The organism is Streptomyces sp. NPDC001549 (genome assembly GCF_042894025.1).
In the GTDB taxonomy this organism is placed as follows: Bacteria; Actinomycetota; Actinomycetes; order Streptomycetales; family Streptomycetaceae; genus Streptomyces; species Streptomyces kutzneri.
Map to the genome: position 1 here is coordinate 210,029 of NZ_JBIAVJ010000011.1, position 15,878 is coordinate 225,906.

The following is a 15,878-nucleotide window of genomic DNA, read 5'->3' on the forward strand; positions in this document are numbered from 1 at the left end:
GCTCAGCGGCGGCGGGCGCGGGTGCGCTTCACCTTGAGCTCCTCGAAGCGCGGCAGGTCGCCCTCCTGGACCCGCTGCCAGGCCCGGCGGTAGAGCTCCGCGGCCGGTTCGGCCGGGACCAGCACGCCCAGCGGGGGCCGGCCACCGGCGCTCAGGCCGTACATCGGGAGCTTCCACTGCTCCACCGGCAGCGTCGGGGAGGGCATGTCGGCCCAGCCGCCCGGCAGGAACAGCGAGCGACCGGCCCGGCTGCGGCCGGCCGTCACCACCAGGTCGGTGGCGGCCAGTTCGGCGCGGGCGGCCCTGAGGCGGGCCGGCTTCCAGCCGGTCCACCGCGCGGTGTTGCGGTCGGTGGGGTCGGGCATGGCGAGCAGCATGAGGTAGACGGCGGCCGCGTCGGCGCCCAGGCCGTGCCGGGCGCCGGCCTCCTCCACCAGTTCGGGGACGGAGCGGCTCGGGTCCTGCGGCCACCAGGTGCCGTCCGCGTCCGTCGCACCGGCCGCCGGGGCGCCCGGGTCGGCGAGCAGCGCGGCGAAGCGCGGGTCGTGGGCGGTGCGCAGCGCCGTCTCGGCGGCGGAGGGCCGCTGGTCCTCGCCGCGCAGCGCCGGCAGGTACGGGTCGGAGCCGGTGGAGTCGAGCAGGGCCGGGCGCAGCGCGGGCTTGGGCTGGTCGTCGTGGGTGGCCATGACGACGGCGCCGTACCGCTCGTAGCCCTCGCCGGTCTCGGTCGGGGTGCCCGCCGCCTTCCGGAAGTCGGGAAGGCTGGTGTAGTGCCCGATCTCCAGGAGCAGTTCGGGCGCGGCGAGCCGCTGCCGTACGGCGGTCAGTACGGGCGGCAGGGCCGCGCGTACGGAATCACCCGCGGGCAGCCGGTGGGCCAGCCAGGACGCCATGGCCAGGGTTCCGGTCAGGACGGACCCGGTGAAGGGGTCGGTGGCCGGCTCGGCGGGCTCCACGTGGTCGCCCTTCACCGTCCAGGCGACGTCGACGGAGAGCTCGCGCGAGGCGGCCGGGTCGAGCAGCGCGGCCAGGGCGCGGTGCGCAGGCCAGGTGCCGCCCACGGCGCGCGCGGCTTCCGTGGCCAGCCAGTCGGGGACGGGGGTACGACGGCCCACGCGCCGGTTCCAGAGCTCCGCGGCGGCGGCGACGTCGGGTCCCTCGCTCCACAGCTTCGCCGGATCGGCGGGGAGCAGGGCCCCGACGACGGCGCGCCGCAGCTCGGTGTCGAGGTTCTTGAGCTCGTCGCGGGCGTACGCGGCGTCGGTGGCCTTGATGCCGAGGGCGGTGCGCAGTTCGGGGGTCAGGAAGTTGCGTTCGTAGCTGTCGACGCCCGGGAGTCCGGCGACCACCAGGCGGGCGAGGGCACCGGAGACTCCGGTGAGCCGGGAGAACTCCTCCGCGGCTTCGGGGCGGAAGGGCGCGGGGCCGTGCTCGGCGGCCGCGCCGAGGAACGCGGTCAGCCAGCCGGCGCCGCGTTCGCGGTCGCCGAGCGGGGCGTCGCCGCGCACGGCGTAGGGGCCGGGGACGGTGAACCGGCCCGTGGGGTCGTACAGCAGGGCACCGAACTCGTGGCCTTCGGGCACGGATTCGCTGTGCTCGGTCAGTGCGAGGACGGCTCCGCCGCCCAGTGGCAGCAGGCTGCGGTGGTGGACGTTGCGTTCGCCGTCCGGCGTCAGCAGGTGCTGCCGGTCGAGGCGGAGCAGGACCCGGCGCCAGCGGTCCGCGGATCCCTCGGCCGAGGCCAGGCCGAGGGCGTCGACCGTGCCGAGCAGGGTGAGCAGCCCCTCCCGCTGCTCGTCGGTGGGCGCGACGGTGACGGCGCGGTAGGCGACGGCCGCGGGCTGGTCCAGCAGCGGGGTCCACGTGAAGGACCAGTACGGCAGCGCGGGTGTGTCGAAGTGCAGCAGGCCGGGCACCGGGGCGGCGTCGGTCCGTGTGCGGGCGGCGGCGAGTTCGCTCAGCGTGTAGTGGGCGGCGTCGCTCTCGCCGCCCCAGCGGTAGTAGCCGGAGCCGATGAGACCGCTGAGCCCGTCGGCGATCAGGCGGTCGCCGGGTCCCTGCTCGCGCTCCTCGGCGGGGGTGTTGTCCGGGTGGAGCCGAGCGGCGATCGCGTCCAGGGTCTTCTGCTGGGTGAGGGTGAAGCGGAGGACCTCGACGATGCCGCCGATGATCTTGGGGTCGGTGATCTGCGGCAGGGCCGCGCTGACCAGGTCGGGCAGGTCGGCGGCCTTGTCGGCGGCGGCGGCCGTCTTGAGCAGTGCGGCCACGGTCTCCCGGTCGGCGGCGCGCAGGACGGCCGAGCTCTCGGTGTCGCGGGGGCGCAGGGCGTACCAGTGCGACAGCGGCGGAAGGTCCACGCTGCCCGTGCCGAAGGCGGAGCGGCGGCGGTGGCCGTCGCGCGACTTGGCGGTGACCACACCGTCCGGGTCGGTGATGCTCAGCTCCTGCCAGTGCTGGGACAGCGCGCGGGGCCGGTCGTCTCCGGGAAAGGTGAGGGCGGCGACGGGCGCGTTGCCGCCCTCGGGCACGGTGACGGTGCGGCCGCCGGTGTCGGTGCCCTCCCAGCCGTGGTCGCGGACCCATACGGTGCGCCAGCCGAGCAGGCCGTCGGTGGGCTCGCCGAGGACCGAGCCGGCCACGGTGGGCGTCGGCCGCAGCCGGTTGGAGGAACCGCCGCGGCGGCCGGTGTCCGGGTCGGCGCGCAGCGCGTCGGCGAAGAAGGCGGGCATGGACGGCCGACCGTGGGTCCCGCCGACGGGGTCGTACTCGAGCCAGCCGGTTTCGTTCTGCTCGTCGCGGCGCTGCCACACCCAGTACGAGGTGCCGTCGGACAGCAGGGGCCGCTCGTCCGGCAGCTTCGTGTCGCCGCGGTACAGGACTCCGCCGCCGGTGGCGCGCCCGCCGCCGGGGAGCGGCAGGGAAAGGTGGTCGCTGCGCAGCGACCAGTGGCTGCGGTCGGTTTCCAGGGTGACGACGGTGCCGGGCGAGTGGTGCCAGTAGCCCTGGGTCCCGTTGGTGCTCCAGGAGGACCAGAAGACGAGCAGTTCACCGTCGACGTAGTGGAAGCCGTGGTTGTACGAGGTCCCGGTCGGCACGCGCAAGTCGTGCGTGAGGACGGTGGAGTCGGCGTCGATGACCCGGACCTGGGTCTGGTTGGCGACGATCAGGTACGGCCAGGCCTCCGTCACGTTGAGGGCCTCCCGGCCCTGGCCGGGGCTCAGTTCGGCGAGGGCCTCCTCCCAGGAGGGCCAGGCCAGTTCCTCGAAGAGGCCGCCGCGCAGGGTACGGGCGAGGGTTTCGGCGAGGTCCGCGGCCGCGGCGGCGGCCACTTCCCCGGGGGCGAGTTCCAGGGCTTCGGTGGGCAGCCACCCCAGCCGCGCGATGGCCTCGGGAACTCCGGGCAGACCGGCGGCGGTGGAGGCGACGGCGACGTCGCGCATCCACTCGGCCAGCAGGCGGCGGCCGCCGGGCGAGGCGGCGACGCACCGGACGACATCGGCGCAGCCGTCGCTCAGGTTGCTCAGCGCGCGGCGGAAGGCGGGGTGGAAGCGCTGGTCGGCGGCGAGGGCGAGCAGGTCGCGGCGCTGCTCGCCGTCGGCCCACTCGGACAGGTTCAGGTGGTCGTACCGGTGCCGGCGGTGCTCGCTCTCGGCCTCGGGGTCGGCGACCGGGACGTCCAGGGCGAGCAGCAGGTCGAGGAGGTCGGTGTCCTCGACGCCGATCCGCAGTCCCGCTTCCCGTTCGGGCCGGGCGAGTTCGGTGCGCAGCTGCTCGGCGCACCGCTCCACGAGGTCGAGGAGGAGCGGGAGCGTGGGGCGCCGGCCCCAGCCGGAGTGGCGGGCGGCGTGGAAGCGCTCCAGCCAGCCGGCCGTGCCGTCGGAGCAGCGCTGCTCGGCGGGCAGGTCCCCGTCGACGAGGCCGGCGGTGGCGCCGGACTCCTCCAGGATCTCCAGCCACAGGGTGGTGAACTCGCCGCCGTCGCCGCTGGGCGGGGTCAGTCCGAGGAGCGTGCCGCGGACGGCGGGAACCCGGCGGGCGAGCGCCACGAGGGCGCCGCGGTGCGCCTTCCACCAGCCGAGCGCGGCGCGCAGGGTGGCGGGCAGGGGCAGCAGTTCGGCGAGGTAGTCCTGCTCGGGTTCGGTGCCGGTCAGGCCCGCGGCGCGGGCGAGGCGGCGCAGTTCGGCGGCGGCCTGGGCGGAGGGCGGCAGCCCGCCGGCGGTGCGGCGTACGCACAGGCGGCGGAAGCGCTCGTAGGCCTCGGCGGGGGTGACGCGGCCGGCCAGGGCCTTGCCGTAGCCGGTGAGCACCTTCACCGGCAGGGCGCCGACGAGGGCGAATTCGAGGAAGACGGCGTCGAGGCGGTCCTCGTCGATGCCCAGTCCGTGCTGGGCCTCGGCGTCACGGGCCCGCCCGAACAGCTGGGCGGCGTAGGTGGTGTTCTCGACGGCGAGGAAGAGGCGCGCGGCCTGCTCGTGGAAGAGGGGCAGGAAGTGCGGGACGGACGCGGCGAGGCGGCCGGCCAGTTCGAGGCAGGCGTCGAGGGCGGCCTTGGGTTTGGTCTTGGCCTGCCGGGCGATCCGGTCCAGTTCGGGGACGACGGCGAGGGCGTGGTGGCCGTCCTCGGGGTGGTGCACGAGGACCCATTCGGGGAAGCCGAGCGCCTGGCGCCGGCTCAGGCCGACGACGGGCGGCTCGCCCTCGTCCCGTACGAGTCCCAGGAAGCCGGCGGCGAGGTCCTCGGCCGCGCCCAGTTCGCCGGGAGCGAGCCGGACGACGACGCGGTCGTCGCCGAGGCCGGGGTGGCGGTAGGAGCGCGCGGTCAGTTCCACGACGTCGCTGCCGGCGCCGGTGGTGTCCCGCGGCAGTACGGCACCGGCCTTGAGCAGCAGTTCGGCGTTGTTCATCTCGGTGTCTTCCTGGTTGGTGCTCACGCGTCCCCGCCCTCCTCGATCTTGCGCCCGGCGTAGAGCGCCGCGGCCATCCGCATGCCTTCGGACCAGGCCACCGGTCCGACCTCCGTCAGGCGTACCGCCCGGCCGTCCTCGTCGTGCCAGCTCAGCGCGCCGGTGGTCATCTCGTCCTCGTAGTACGGTTCGCCGATCCACACGGCGGCCTCCGTCCCGGTGCCCGAGTCCCGGACCTTGCAGGTCGCGTAGCCGCCGGAGACCCGGTAGCCGAGGCTCGTGGCGCGGGCCGCGAGGCTGAAGCGGGTGGGGAAGACCCCGCCCGCGTAGTCGCGGACCTCGGTGGCGGTGGCGGCGATCTCGGCGGGCTTGCGCCAGGTGGCCCGGTGGATCTGCTCGACCCGCTGCACGATGCCCAGCTCGGCCGCGAAGTCCCGTACGTCGTCCAGGTCGGGCAGCAGCACCGGGTGCGGCAGGGTCACCGTGCGCGGGGAGAGCCGGACGGTCTCGCCGTCGAGGTTGACCACCTTCAGCTCACCCGAGGCGGTGGCGTCCCGCAGGAAGCCCACCTCGTCCGGGTCGTCGCCGACGACGGCCACATCGCGCAGGGCGCTCTGCCAGGCCTCGTCCGGCCAGACCCGGGCGAGCAGTTCGGTCGGCACCGGCAGCGAGGAGACCATCCAGCTGTCGACCTGGGCGGCGCAGGCCGCCTCGTGCCGGTCGAGCCATTCGGCCAGCCTGCGCAGCCGGTCCACCTCGGGATGGTCCTTCAGGGCCTTGGGCAGTGTCTTCAACTGCCGTCCCGCCGTCCGCCCGGTGGCGGACCTCGCCGCCACCCGTCCCTCCACCAGGGCGATCTCGTACCCCTCGCCCGCCGCCAGCCATGCCATCAGACCGTGCCCCTCCGCCTGTCCTGTCCGGTTCCGCGCAGCCCTGACAGGGGGGAGCCGACCCCCCTGAGCTGCGGTATGCCGGGAGACTAGCGAGAGCCACTGACAACGCCCGCCGGAGGGCCCTTGGTAGGTTGATTGTCCTGTTCTGGGTAGTGTTTCCGGGACAGCGTGCGGAGCGGTACCGGCTCGGGGTGGGGTTATGGGACGTCAGATACGTGTGCCGGGTGCGGTGCTGGTGGCGCTGCTGCTGGCCGCCGCCACCGGGTGCTCCGGTCCGGCCGCGCCGGACGGCGGGGATCCGAAGGCGTCGGCACCCGCGGGTTCGCCGTCCGCCGCGGCGCCGAAGTCCCCGAAGTCACCGGACTCACCAGACTCACCGGGCGGCGAGGCCAAACCGGCCGGTGGGGACGTACTGCCCGGTATGGTCACCACCGCTGTGGCGCGGACCCAGTTGGCGGCGCTCAAGGTGGCGCCGGTGGGCACGATGGCGGGCTACAGCAGGGACAAGTTCACGCACTGGGCGCAGCAGGGCAACAAGTGCGACACGCGTGAGGTGGTCCTGAAGCGCGACGGCACCGAGGTCACCCGGGACGCCGAGTGCAAGGCCGTGTCCGGCAACTGGAAGAGCCTCTACGACGGGGTGGCCGTCACGGACGCGGGGAAGATGGACATCGACCACATGGTGCCGCTCGCCGAGGGCTGGCGCTCCGGCGCGGCCGGCTGGGATTCCGCGCGGCGCAAGGCCTTCGCCAACGACCTGACCCATCCTCAGCTGCTGGCCGTGACCGCGGCCTCGAACCGTTCCAAGGGCGACCAGAGCCCCGACCTGTGGCAGCCGCCGGACAAGACGAGCTGGTGCCGGTACGGGCGGGCCTGGACCACCGTGAAGTCCACGTACGGACTGACCGTCACCGAACCGGAGAAGAAGATGCTCACCACGATGCTGGACACCTGCGCCTCATGACGCAGGCGCACCGGTGGCAGGACGAGGTGCTCGCCGGACCGGGCGGCGCCATGACCGACGAGGTCGGCGTGATCACCGGCCCGCTCACGCTGCGTACCACGGCGGCGGCCGGGGACCTGGTCCGGTTCGAGGTCCAGTACAAGGACGCCGACGAATGGTACACGCTCACCGGGAGCCCCCGGACCCACCGGGGTGCCCCGGCCGCCCTGCACGCCGCCGCCCTCGCGGCGATCCGCGCGGGCGGCGGGGCCGCGGCGCCGGGCTGAGACGCCTGCTCAGAGGACGGCGATGCCCAGGGGCCGGGCGCCCGCCGCGAGTCGGCGGGTGGCTCCGGTGCCGAGGTCGACGACCGTGATGCCGTTCCAGTAGCCGTCCCGGGTGTAGCCGCCCGTGACGTAGGCGGTCCGGCCGTCGCGGGAGACGGCCACGTCCTCGTGCGGGCCCTGGAGCGGATACACCCGCTCGGCGCCGTCCGGGGAACGGACCGTCAGCGAGGGGCCCCTGCCGTCGCCCGGCCGCACCGCGCCCGTGCCGACCACCAGGAGCCGGCCGTCGGCCGTGACGGCGGCGCCGTGCTGGTGGGTGTCGGCGGTCATCGCCTCGATCCGGGTCTGCCCGGTCCGCGGGTCGACCACGGCGAGCCGCTCGCCCTCGAAGGGGAGCAGCAGTTTCCCGTCGGAGGGGCGTACGACGGCGTAGTGCGGCTTGAGCCAGGAGGCGAGCCCGCCCTCGGTGCCGTAGGGGGCGGCCTCGATCCGGCGGGGCCGCAGTGAGCCCGCCGCGACGACGGTGACGTCGAAGGAGTCGTGGCCGGTGACGTAGACCTCGGCGCCGTCCGGCGACACGTCCACGTCGAAGGCACGCCGGCCCACCGGTACGACGGCGGTGACCTCGCGCTTCGCCGTGTCGAGGACCTCCAGGACCCCGCCTACGCCGGGGACGTTGACCCCGGCGTAGGCGTGCGCGCCGTCGGGCGAGAGCGCGATGCCCATGCCGCCGCCGCGGTACTCGCCGTCGGTGACCGGGCCGGTTCCGGTGCGGTACGGGATCAGGGCCAGCCGTACGCGGGTGCGCGTGTCGACGACGGCCACGCCCTCGGCGGTGGCGACCCACGCCCGGCCGTCAGCGCCCACGGCCAGTCCGTACGGGGCCCTGCCCACGGTGACCGAGGCGACCGCGCCGCGTGCCGGATCCACGAAGGTCACGGTGTCGGCCCCGAAGTCGGCGGTCAGCAGCAGCCCCTGCGGGGTGGGGGCGCCGGCCGGCAGCGGGGAGGCGGCGGAGGGCGCCGGGCCCGGCGGCGCGGGCGCCGTGTGCTGGGCGCAGGCGCCGAGCAGCAGGGCCGCGGCCATCGCCGCGAGGGCGCCACGGATGCGGGTGCGGGTGCGGGTACGCAGTCGCGTACGGCGGTTCATCGGCCGGTCCCGGCTTCCGCCGCGCCCACCGCCGCCGCGTCGCCGCGGCGGGCCCCGTCGAGGAGGAGTCGGTCGTGCGCGTTCATGGTGTCCCCCTCGGCTCCGGGCGGGGAGGGCCGGGTACGCCCTCCCGCTCCCCCCGGTCCATGCTCGCCGCGCCCGAGCCCCCGGCGGGTCCGACCGCAGGACGGAGCGTGCGGGCGGTCCGGAGGATCCCGGGATCGGCCGATCGGATGATGCGGCCGCGCGGGAATCGTAGGACGGCCCTCAGGCCCCTCAGGCTCCTCAGGCCTCGTACTCGGTGAGGTCGATGCCGTGGACCCGCACGGAGGTCCCGTACCGGGGGTCGGTGGTGTCGCGTTCCATCACCATGCCCAGTTTGCGGATCACGTTCTCGGAATCGGTGTTGCTCATCCGGCTGATCGCGACGACCCGGTCCAGGCCGCGGTCCTGGAGCGCGAACTCCAAGGTGGCGTGGGCGGCCTCGGAGGCGTAGCCCTGGCCCCAGTACTGGCGGCCGAGCCGCCAGCTGATCTGCACGTCCGCCCGGGCGTCCGGCAGGTTCTCGAGGACCGAGAGGCCGACGGCACCGATGAGCTCGCCGGAGCCGAGGAGCTCGACGGCGAAGAGCCCGAAGCCCTCCTCGTCCCACTCCTCCTCCCAGCGCTCGATCTCCTCGGCCGTCTCGTCCAGGTCGAGGGTCTCGCCCTCACCGATCCAGCGCATCACCTCCGGGTCGGCGTTGATCTCCGAAAGGGGGACGAGGTCGTCGTCGGTCCAGCGGCGGAGGAGGAGTCGGGGGGTAAGGATCTCGGTCATGCCCACATCCTGCCGAAATTCCGCCGACCAGCGGTAATCGGCCGTTGCGGCAGTGTTGCGGGTTCGTGGACATCAGCGTGGGAAGGTTCCCGCGGCCCGCCCCGGGCCCTACGGTCCGTGGGAACCGCGACCAAGGAGTGCTCCAGCCATGCCCCTCGATCTGTCGGACGAGAGCCGGTACGACCACACGCGCCTGCGGCAGTGGGCGCGCGGCCGCGCCCGCTCCGCCGGAGTGGACCGCCGTGATCTGCTGAAGCTGTTCGCGGTGGGGGCCGCCGCCGGATCGCTGGGTGTGGCCGCGGGCGGCGGCACGGCCTCGGCCGCGCCGGGCCTGCCCGTCGCCGACCCGGTGCCGCGCACCGTCAAGCCGCTGCCGCCCGAGCTGTTCACCCTCCGCGGTACGAACGCGGAGACGAACTTCGCGGCGCTGCGCGACACGGGCCCGCTCACGCCGATCGACCGGTTCTTCGTGCGCAATCACACCTCCACCCCGCGGATCGATGCCGCCGGCTGGCGGCTGAAGGTGTGGGGCGACGGGCTGGCGGGCGGCCCGCTGGAGCTGTCGTACGAGCGGCTGCGCGCCCTGCGGCCGGTGGAGCGGACGCTGTTCATCGAGTGCGCGGGCAACGGCCGGAGCTTCTACGCCACCCAGCAGGGCCAGCCGGTCACCGGAACCGCCTGGACCCTGGGCGCGATCGGCGTCGCGCGCTGGCGCGGCGCGCGGCTGTCGGACGTACTGCGCCTGGCGGGCGTGACCCGGGGCGCCGTGGACGTCCTGCCGCGCGGGCTGGACGACGAGGTGGTGGCGAACGGGGTGAACCTGGGCCGGGTGCGGCGCCCGCTTCCGGTCTCCAAGGCGCTGGACGACGTACTGCTGGCCTACGAGATGAACGGGCAGCCGCTGCCGCCGGACCACGGCGGGCCGGTCCGCCTCGTGGTTCCGGACTGGGTCGGGATCTCGTCGATCAAGTGGGTCGGGGACATCGAGGTGAGCGGGGAGCCCCTTTACTCGCCCTGGAACACGGACATGTACCGGCTGTTCGGGCCCGGGCACCCGGCGCAGGGCGGTGCCCCGCTGACCCGGCAGACCCTCAAGAGCGCCTTCGAACTGGAGCTGGGGGCCACCGTTCCCGTGCACCGGACCCAGCTGCTGACCGGCCGTTCCTGGTCGGCGGCGGCACCGGTCACCCGGATCGACGTCAGCACGGACGGCGGCGTCCGCTGGCGGCGGGCCCGGCTGCACGACACCCCCCGCCGGGGCGGCTGGGTGCGCTGGTCGGTGCCGTGGACCCCGCGGGCCACGGGTGCGGCCTCGCTGCTGGCGCGGGCCACCGACGCGACCGGGCGGACGCAGCCCGACCGGTCGGTCCACAACACGCAGGGCTACCTCTTCGACGCGGTGGTCCGCCACCCGGTGACGGTGGTCTGACCGGCCCCGCACCCCCGGGTCAGGGGGTGTGGAAGCGGACCTCCGGCGCATCGGGGGACGGGCCGTCGAGCACAGGCTGCGGGCTGCCTCCCAGGTGCTGGTCGAAGAAGGCGGCGACGTAGCCGCGGGTCAGTTCGACGGAGCGGGCGCCGGGCAGCGGAGCCTCCTCGTCGGGCAGTCCCAGCTGTTCGCCGATGGCCGGGAAGTCGGAGAAGGTGAAGTGGCCGGAGTCGGCGAAGGTGATCCAGCGCTTCCAGCCGTCGAGCAGCGGCCAGTCGCGGTCCCAGCCGGCGTTGCCGCCGGGGCCGCGCTCCTGCGCGCCGAGCAGCATGAAGGGGCGCCCGCCGAGTCCGGCCGCGGGGACCGGCGTGGAGAAGCCGCCGTCCATGTTGATCCCGGCCCGGATCCTGGGGTCGGCCGCCATCGCGGCCGCGGTCGAGGCGCCGCCGATGGAATGGCCGGCCATCGCGATGCGGCCCTTGTCGATGAGTCCGGCGTGGCGCCAGGCGGGGCTGCGTCCGGTGAGACGGTCCAGGAGGAAGGACACGTCTCGGGACCGGGTGTCGCTGACGGTCCGGTAGCCGGCCTCGTCCTTGACCTTCTCGCAGGCCAGGCATGTGAGCACGCGCCCGCCGGGGAAGGCGGTGCCCACGCTCTCGTACGCGTGGTCCACCGCGGCGACGACGTAGCCGCGGGAGGCCAGGTCCTCGGCGAGTGCGGTGAGCGTGGACCGGTGGACGGTGAAGCCCGGGGAGAGCACGATCAGCGGGTACCGTCCGGCGGCCGGGCGGGCGCCCGTCCGGCCGTGGGTCCGGGTGCCGGTCAGGGTCTCCACCGGGATCACCTGGTCCAGCCCGCGGTCGACGAGCAGCAGGCGGGCCTCCTCGGAGGTGAGGTAGCGGGTGGTCCGGCCGGTGTCGTGCCGCGCCGGGTAGCGCATGGTGACCATCAGCTCGCGCGGACCGGAACCGGCCCAGGGGTCGGTGCGGCTGCGGTCCACCAGGTGCAGGTCCTCCCGGCCGACCGCGAAACGGCCGGTGGGACGCGGGAGTTCCACCGTGGTGCGGCGGTTGTCGGTCCCCGCCGGTCCGGCGCTGACGGCGGTGTCCGCGGCGACCGAGGTGCCGGCGGTGGCGAGCGGGAGGGGCAGGAGGATCGCGGCCAGGGTCAGGGCGGCGGCGGTTCTGCGGTTCTTCATGAACGTCACGCTATGCGCGCAGTTCTGGTGGATCGTCAGTCTGTGAGGCGGATCCGCCGTCAGCCCCCGGAGGGAGGTGAGGGCGCCGGGTCACTCCTGAGTCGTAGCCACGCTGATGGCGTCGAGTTTGCCCCGCAGGTACGTGTGGGAGTCGACGGGGTCGTGCACCACCCGGCCGACGGGGGCGGGCAGGGACTCCACCCGGGTGTGCGGATCGCATTCGTAGAAGTAGACGAGGGAGATCAGCTCCTCGGCGGGTGTGTCGGCGGGCGGCGGCAGTACGCGGTGGCGGCCGGCGCGCCAGCGGTCGCCCGTCCAGCGGGCCATCAGGTCGCCGATGTTGACGGTGAGCGCCGCGGGGTCGAAGGGCGCGTCCTGCCAGCCGTCGGCGTCCGTGTGGATCTGGAGCCCGCCCGCGCCCAGCTGCCGGTCGAGGACGGTGACGGTGCCGAAGTCGGTGTGGGCCCCGATGCGGAACTGGCCGGGCAGGGGCGGGCCGACGACCTCGGTGCCCGGGTACCAGTTGAGGTTGAACCCCCAGGTGGGGTGTGAGGTGTGGCGGGTGAAGTGGTCCTCGGCGAGGCCCAGCGCGACGGCGAGGAGTTCCAGCAGCTCGTCGGAGAGCGCCCGCATCAGGCGCAGGTACTCCGTCACCAGCGGCCTCAGCTGCGGCACTTCGGCCGGCCAGGCGTTGGGCGCGAACCATTCGGCGTCCACGGAGGGGATCCCGGTGGGGTCCTCGGCCGCGAAGGACCACGATTCCTTGAGGTCGGGCGGCGAGGCCGCGCCCTCGGCGTAGCTGTTGGCCTCCGCCCCGGGGCCGAGCCAGCCCCGGCCGCCGACGGTGACGGCGTACGGCGCCTTCGCGCTCGCCGGCAGCCGGAAGAACTCACCCGCCGCCTTCCGGATCCGCGCGGGCAGCGAGGGGTCCACGCCGTGCCCGGTCACCAGCAGGAAACCCGCCGCGCGCAGGGCCTCGTCGACGCGGGCGGCCGTACGGGCGCGCGCCTCGGGTCCGCCGGACCGCCACGGCCCGAGATCGATCACGGGAATCTGGGATCCGGCCATGGGAGACCTGCCTTCCGGGGCTGCGGGCGCGTCCGGGACCGAGGCTATCGCCGCGTGCCACCGGAGGGGATCGCCACGGAGCGTGATTCTTGGACACCTTCTGTGCGCATTCGCCGCCGTGGAACGCGAAGATCGTCACGATAAGCACCAGAATGGTAGGGGCAGCGGTGGCTCACCAGGGACGGAGCGAACGGTGGAGATTTCGACGAAGGAAGTCTTCGGGGCCCCGTGCTGGGTGAGCCTGATGACGCGCGACCTCGGCACGGCCCAGCATTTCTACGGCGCGGTCGCGGGCTGGAGGTTCCGCCCGACCCGCCTCGGCGAGGCGTTCTCGGTGGCCTTCCAGGGCCGGGTACCGGTCGCGGGCATCGGGGCGCTGGCCGCGGACCTGGGGGTCGCGGCGGCCTGGACCCCGTACTTCGCCGTCGACGACGCCGATGTGGCGGTGGACCGGATCCGGGAGCGGACGGGCACGATCGCGGTCGGCCCGGTCTCGTTCGAGTCCGGCGGCCGCGCCGCGCTCGTCGCCGACCCGGACGGGGCCGTCTTCGGGATCTGGGAGGGCAATGTGGAGGCGGACTGGCGGGTGGGCAGGGGCCCGTCACCCGCCTGGCTGGAACTGCGCACCAGGAACGCGCTGGACGCCGCGATGTTCTACGGCGCGGTGCTGGAGTGGGCCACCGGCCGGGCCGGCTGCTGCGAGGTCTCGTACGAGGAGGACCAGGTCGTGCTGCGGCAGGACGGCGAACCCGTCGCCCGCCTGAACAGCGGCCCCGTGGAGATCGCCTCCTACTCCCCGCACACCCGGCCGCGCTGGCACGTCCACTTCCGGGTGCCGAAGCTCCGGCCCGCGGTGGAGGCCGCCGTCTCGCTGGGCGGGCGGGCCGTCTCCGACGTCACCTCGAACGCCGTGGAGCGCTGGGTGACGCTCCGCGACCCGGACGGGGCCCTGTTCACCCTCACCACCGCCCTCGGGTCGGACACGGACTGACCGCCCCCGTCCGTCGTCGGCGTAGGGGGGCGACTCACACTCGGTGACCCTTCGAGATGCGGGGGCACGGCAGGACTGGTTCGCTGAATCCGCCCGCTCTCCCCCACAGATCCAAGGAGCGATCATGAGCGTTTCAGGTGAGTCCCGCGGCCGGTCCCAGCAGATGCGCGCCAAGGCCAAGGAGCTGAACGACGCGGCCGAGCGGTCCACCGACCCGGAGGAGCGCCGCCGGCTGAAGGAGAAGGCCCGCCGCCTCCAGGAGCAGAGCGAGCAGGAGGGCCGTATGGACGACCGGGGCATGGACCCCATGTAGCCCGTACGCCTCCCCCCGCACCCCCGCCGGCCGGTGTCCGCCGCGATCCCCGTCGCCGCGGCCACCGGCCGGTGCCGATGCCGCTTGGACCGCGGGGATCATGGACCTAAGCTGCTGCCCCGGATCGCCTTCCTCCAGGAGTCACCCGTGGCGCGCTCACTCGACGGCCTCGTCTTCGCCCCCGTGGCCGACCAGTCCCCCGGTCAGGTCGGTCGGCAGACCCGGTTCGAGTACCACGAGCAGGACGACCGGGTCTGGGCCGAATACCGGGGCGGGGACGTGGCCATGGGCTACCTCGTGGGCACCCGGGCCGGCCGCACGATCGACTTCCGCTATGTCCAGCTCCGCCTCGACGGCACGACCGCGTCCGGGCACTGCACCTCGCTCCTGACGGAGCTCCCCGACGGTCGCCTGCGTTTGGAGGAGACGTGGACCTGGGAGTCCCAGCAGGGCAGTGGCACGAGCGTGGTGGAACAGCTGCCGCTCTGAGCGTCGAACGGCCGGGAAGCATAGGATGATCCGCTGTGCAGACCCCGCCGCACCTTCCGGTCCCGGTCCATCTCCACGAGGTCCTGGAGGGGCTGGCCGAACGTGCCCGCCCCGGCCCTTCTCCTGCTGCTCGGGGACACCGACGTACCCGCGGCCCGGGCAGCGGCCGGCTCGCCTCCCCCACGAGGCCATGGAGGCGATCCTCGCCCTCGCGGACCTGTGGGGCCCGGCCCGGTGACGGTCGGGCTCCTTCAGAGCATGATGAGCAGACGCGTCCTGGGCTTGAGCTTCCGGTTCACCGAACGGCTCTGCACGTACACCTCCAGCTCGGGATTGCGTCCCGCCTTCACGGAGACGGTCCCCTGGATGCCCGTGCCGAACAGGAGACTGCGTGCCGCGTCGCCCGTGTAGGCGCGGTCGGTGCTCTTCTCGACCACGATGACTTCCTTGTCGGGCTGGACCTGGACCCGGGTGCCCAGCTGGTAGTAGCAGGACCCGCGTTCGTACGTCACGCCCGGATGCGAGTCGACGAAGGACCGGATCCCGACCTCCTCGTCGACCTTCAGGAGCCGGTACTTGTCGGCCGGGACCGGTTCGAGGTTCGCCCGTACGTCGTCGACCGAGATGTCCTGGCCGACCGCGAACAGGTTCTTCGTACCCCGTACCCCCTTCTCACGGCCGCGGAGGAAGCTGGTGGCGGCGGCGCGGACGGTGCCGATCGCCTCCTCGACGCCCTCCTGGGAATCCGCGTCCCATATGGCGATGTTTCCGGCCGGGAAACCGTAGTTCTGGGCGGTCCGCTTCGCCAGGGAGTTCGGAACGAGGATCGCGGACGTCCAGTGGCCCGGAAGAGCCCCCATCTTCGCCGCGATCCTGTCGAGCCAGGGGCCGAGGATGGTCATGTCGCCGTCGTGCCGCCGGTCGCCGCCGGAGGCGTTCTCCTCGCCGTCCGTCACCACGATCTGGAGGAAGCTGTGCTCGCCGTACTCCTCCCAGATGTGGCCCAGGTCGTCCAGTGACTTCAGCGAGGCTTCGATGAGGGCGGTCGCGCCGTTGTTCACCTTGTACAGACCCCGCATGGACGGCAGATGCTTCACGTCCATGTCCCAGACCAGGTTCTCCACCTTGTGGTCGAAGGAGTAGAGGCTGATCCGGGTCTCGTGACCGAGACTGTCCGACTCGGCCTTCAGACCTGCCACGAACTCGTCGACGACGCGAATCAGTTGACCCTGGTGCTGACGCATGGAACCCGAACAGTCCACTACCAGCGCGACGTGGTTCACCTTGTGCTGGATCCTGTTGGCGGACATGCTTGTGCTCCTTCTCAGAGGCTCCCCGAGTGATGTGTCCACACTAGGAGGAGCCACTGACAACGGAGCCTGACGGACGATCACC

The 15,878-nt window shown here is 73.7% G+C and carries 13 protein-coding genes; 6 read left to right on the top strand and 7 right to left on the bottom strand.

Going from position 1 to position 15,878, the window contains the following annotated elements; all coding sequences use genetic code 11:
* Positions 1-2: 2 nt before the first annotated feature.
* The gene (locus tag ACFY04_RS20285) at positions 3-4,904 is read right to left on the bottom strand and encodes a DNA-binding protein (RefSeq protein ID WP_389118513.1); all 4,902 of its coding nucleotides are present in this window, start codon (positions 4,902-4,904) and stop codon (positions 3-5) included.
* Positions 4,905-4,927: 23 nt separating this feature from the next.
* Positions 4,928-5,794, bottom strand: a complete 867-nt coding sequence (locus ACFY04_RS20290) for a DUF4132 domain-containing protein (RefSeq protein ID WP_389118442.1) — start codon at positions 5,792-5,794, stop codon at positions 4,928-4,930.
* A gap of 202 nt (positions 5,795-5,996) precedes the next feature.
* Between ACFY04_RS20290 and ACFY04_RS20295 the strand changes: the two genes are divergently transcribed.
* Both ACFY04_RS20295 and ACFY04_RS20300 read left to right on the top strand, forming a co-directional pair.
* The gene (locus ACFY04_RS20295) at positions 5,997-6,761 is read left to right on the top strand and encodes a DUF1524 domain-containing protein (RefSeq protein ID WP_389118443.1); all 765 of its coding nucleotides are present in this window, start codon (positions 5,997-5,999) and stop codon (positions 6,759-6,761) included.
* Positions 6,758-7,027 carry a hypothetical protein gene (locus tag ACFY04_RS20300; protein WP_389118445.1) on the top strand — a complete coding sequence of 90 codons (270 nt, stop codon included), beginning with the start codon at positions 6,758-6,760 and terminating at the stop codon, positions 7,025-7,027. Before ACFY04_RS20295 ends, ACFY04_RS20300 begins: the two co-directional genes overlap by 4 nt.
* Positions 7,028-7,036: 9 nt before the next feature.
* Here the strand turns inward: ACFY04_RS20300 and ACFY04_RS20305 are convergent, their stop codons facing one another.
* Both ACFY04_RS20305 and ACFY04_RS20310 read right to left on the bottom strand, forming a co-directional pair.
* Positions 7,037-8,176: a YncE family protein gene (locus ACFY04_RS20305; RefSeq protein ID WP_389118446.1), complete on the bottom strand. Its 1,140-nt coding sequence runs from the start codon at positions 8,174-8,176 to the stop codon at positions 7,037-7,039.
* Between the two features lie 285 nt (positions 8,177-8,461).
* On the bottom strand, positions 8,462-8,995 hold the full coding sequence (locus ACFY04_RS20310; protein WP_389118447.1) for a GNAT family N-acetyltransferase: 534 nt from the start codon (positions 8,993-8,995) through the stop codon (positions 8,462-8,464).
* A 148-nt stretch (positions 8,996-9,143) separates the two neighbouring features.
* Between ACFY04_RS20310 and ACFY04_RS20315 the strand changes: the two genes are divergently transcribed.
* Positions 9,144-10,424 carry a sulfite oxidase gene (locus tag ACFY04_RS20315; protein WP_389118449.1) on the top strand — a complete coding sequence of 427 codons (1,281 nt, stop codon included), beginning with the start codon at positions 9,144-9,146 and terminating at the stop codon, positions 10,422-10,424.
* 19 nt (positions 10,425-10,443) lie between these two features.
* Here the strand turns inward: ACFY04_RS20315 and ACFY04_RS20320 are convergent, their stop codons facing one another.
* The gene (locus ACFY04_RS20320; protein WP_389118451.1) at positions 10,444-11,622 is read right to left on the bottom strand and encodes an alpha/beta hydrolase family protein; all 1,179 of its coding nucleotides are present in this window, start codon (positions 11,620-11,622) and stop codon (positions 10,444-10,446) included.
* 90 nt (positions 11,623-11,712) lie between these two features.
* Complete coding sequence (locus ACFY04_RS20325; RefSeq protein WP_389118453.1) at positions 11,713-12,690, bottom strand: isopenicillin N synthase family dioxygenase; 978 nt, start codon at positions 12,688-12,690, stop codon at positions 11,713-11,715.
* A gap of 244 nt (positions 12,691-12,934) precedes the next feature.
* On the opposite strand from ACFY04_RS20325, the gene ACFY04_RS20330 reads away from it, so the two are divergent.
* From ACFY04_RS20330 to ACFY04_RS20340, 3 genes are all read left to right on the top strand, one after another.
* On the top strand, positions 12,935-13,681 hold the full coding sequence (locus tag ACFY04_RS20330; protein ID WP_389118515.1) for a VOC family protein: 747 nt from the start codon (positions 12,935-12,937) through the stop codon (positions 13,679-13,681).
* Positions 13,682-13,805: 124 nt separating this feature from the next.
* A complete protein-coding gene (locus ACFY04_RS20335) occupies positions 13,806-13,994 on the top strand; it encodes a DUF6381 family protein (protein WP_030718106.1) in 189 nt (62 codons plus the stop codon).
* A gap of 147 nt (positions 13,995-14,141) precedes the next feature.
* Complete coding sequence (locus ACFY04_RS20340) at positions 14,142-14,483, top strand: hypothetical protein (RefSeq protein WP_389118455.1); 342 nt, start codon at positions 14,142-14,144, stop codon at positions 14,481-14,483.
* A 251-nt stretch (positions 14,484-14,734) separates the two neighbouring features.
* Here ACFY04_RS20340 and ACFY04_RS20345 read toward each other — a convergent pair whose 3' ends face one another.
* Positions 14,735-15,793 (bottom strand): VWA domain-containing protein, encoded by a 1,059-nt coding sequence (locus ACFY04_RS20345; RefSeq protein ID WP_389118456.1) that lies wholly within the window; start codon positions 15,791-15,793, stop codon positions 14,735-14,737.
* Between the last annotated feature and the right edge of the window lie 85 nt (positions 15,794-15,878).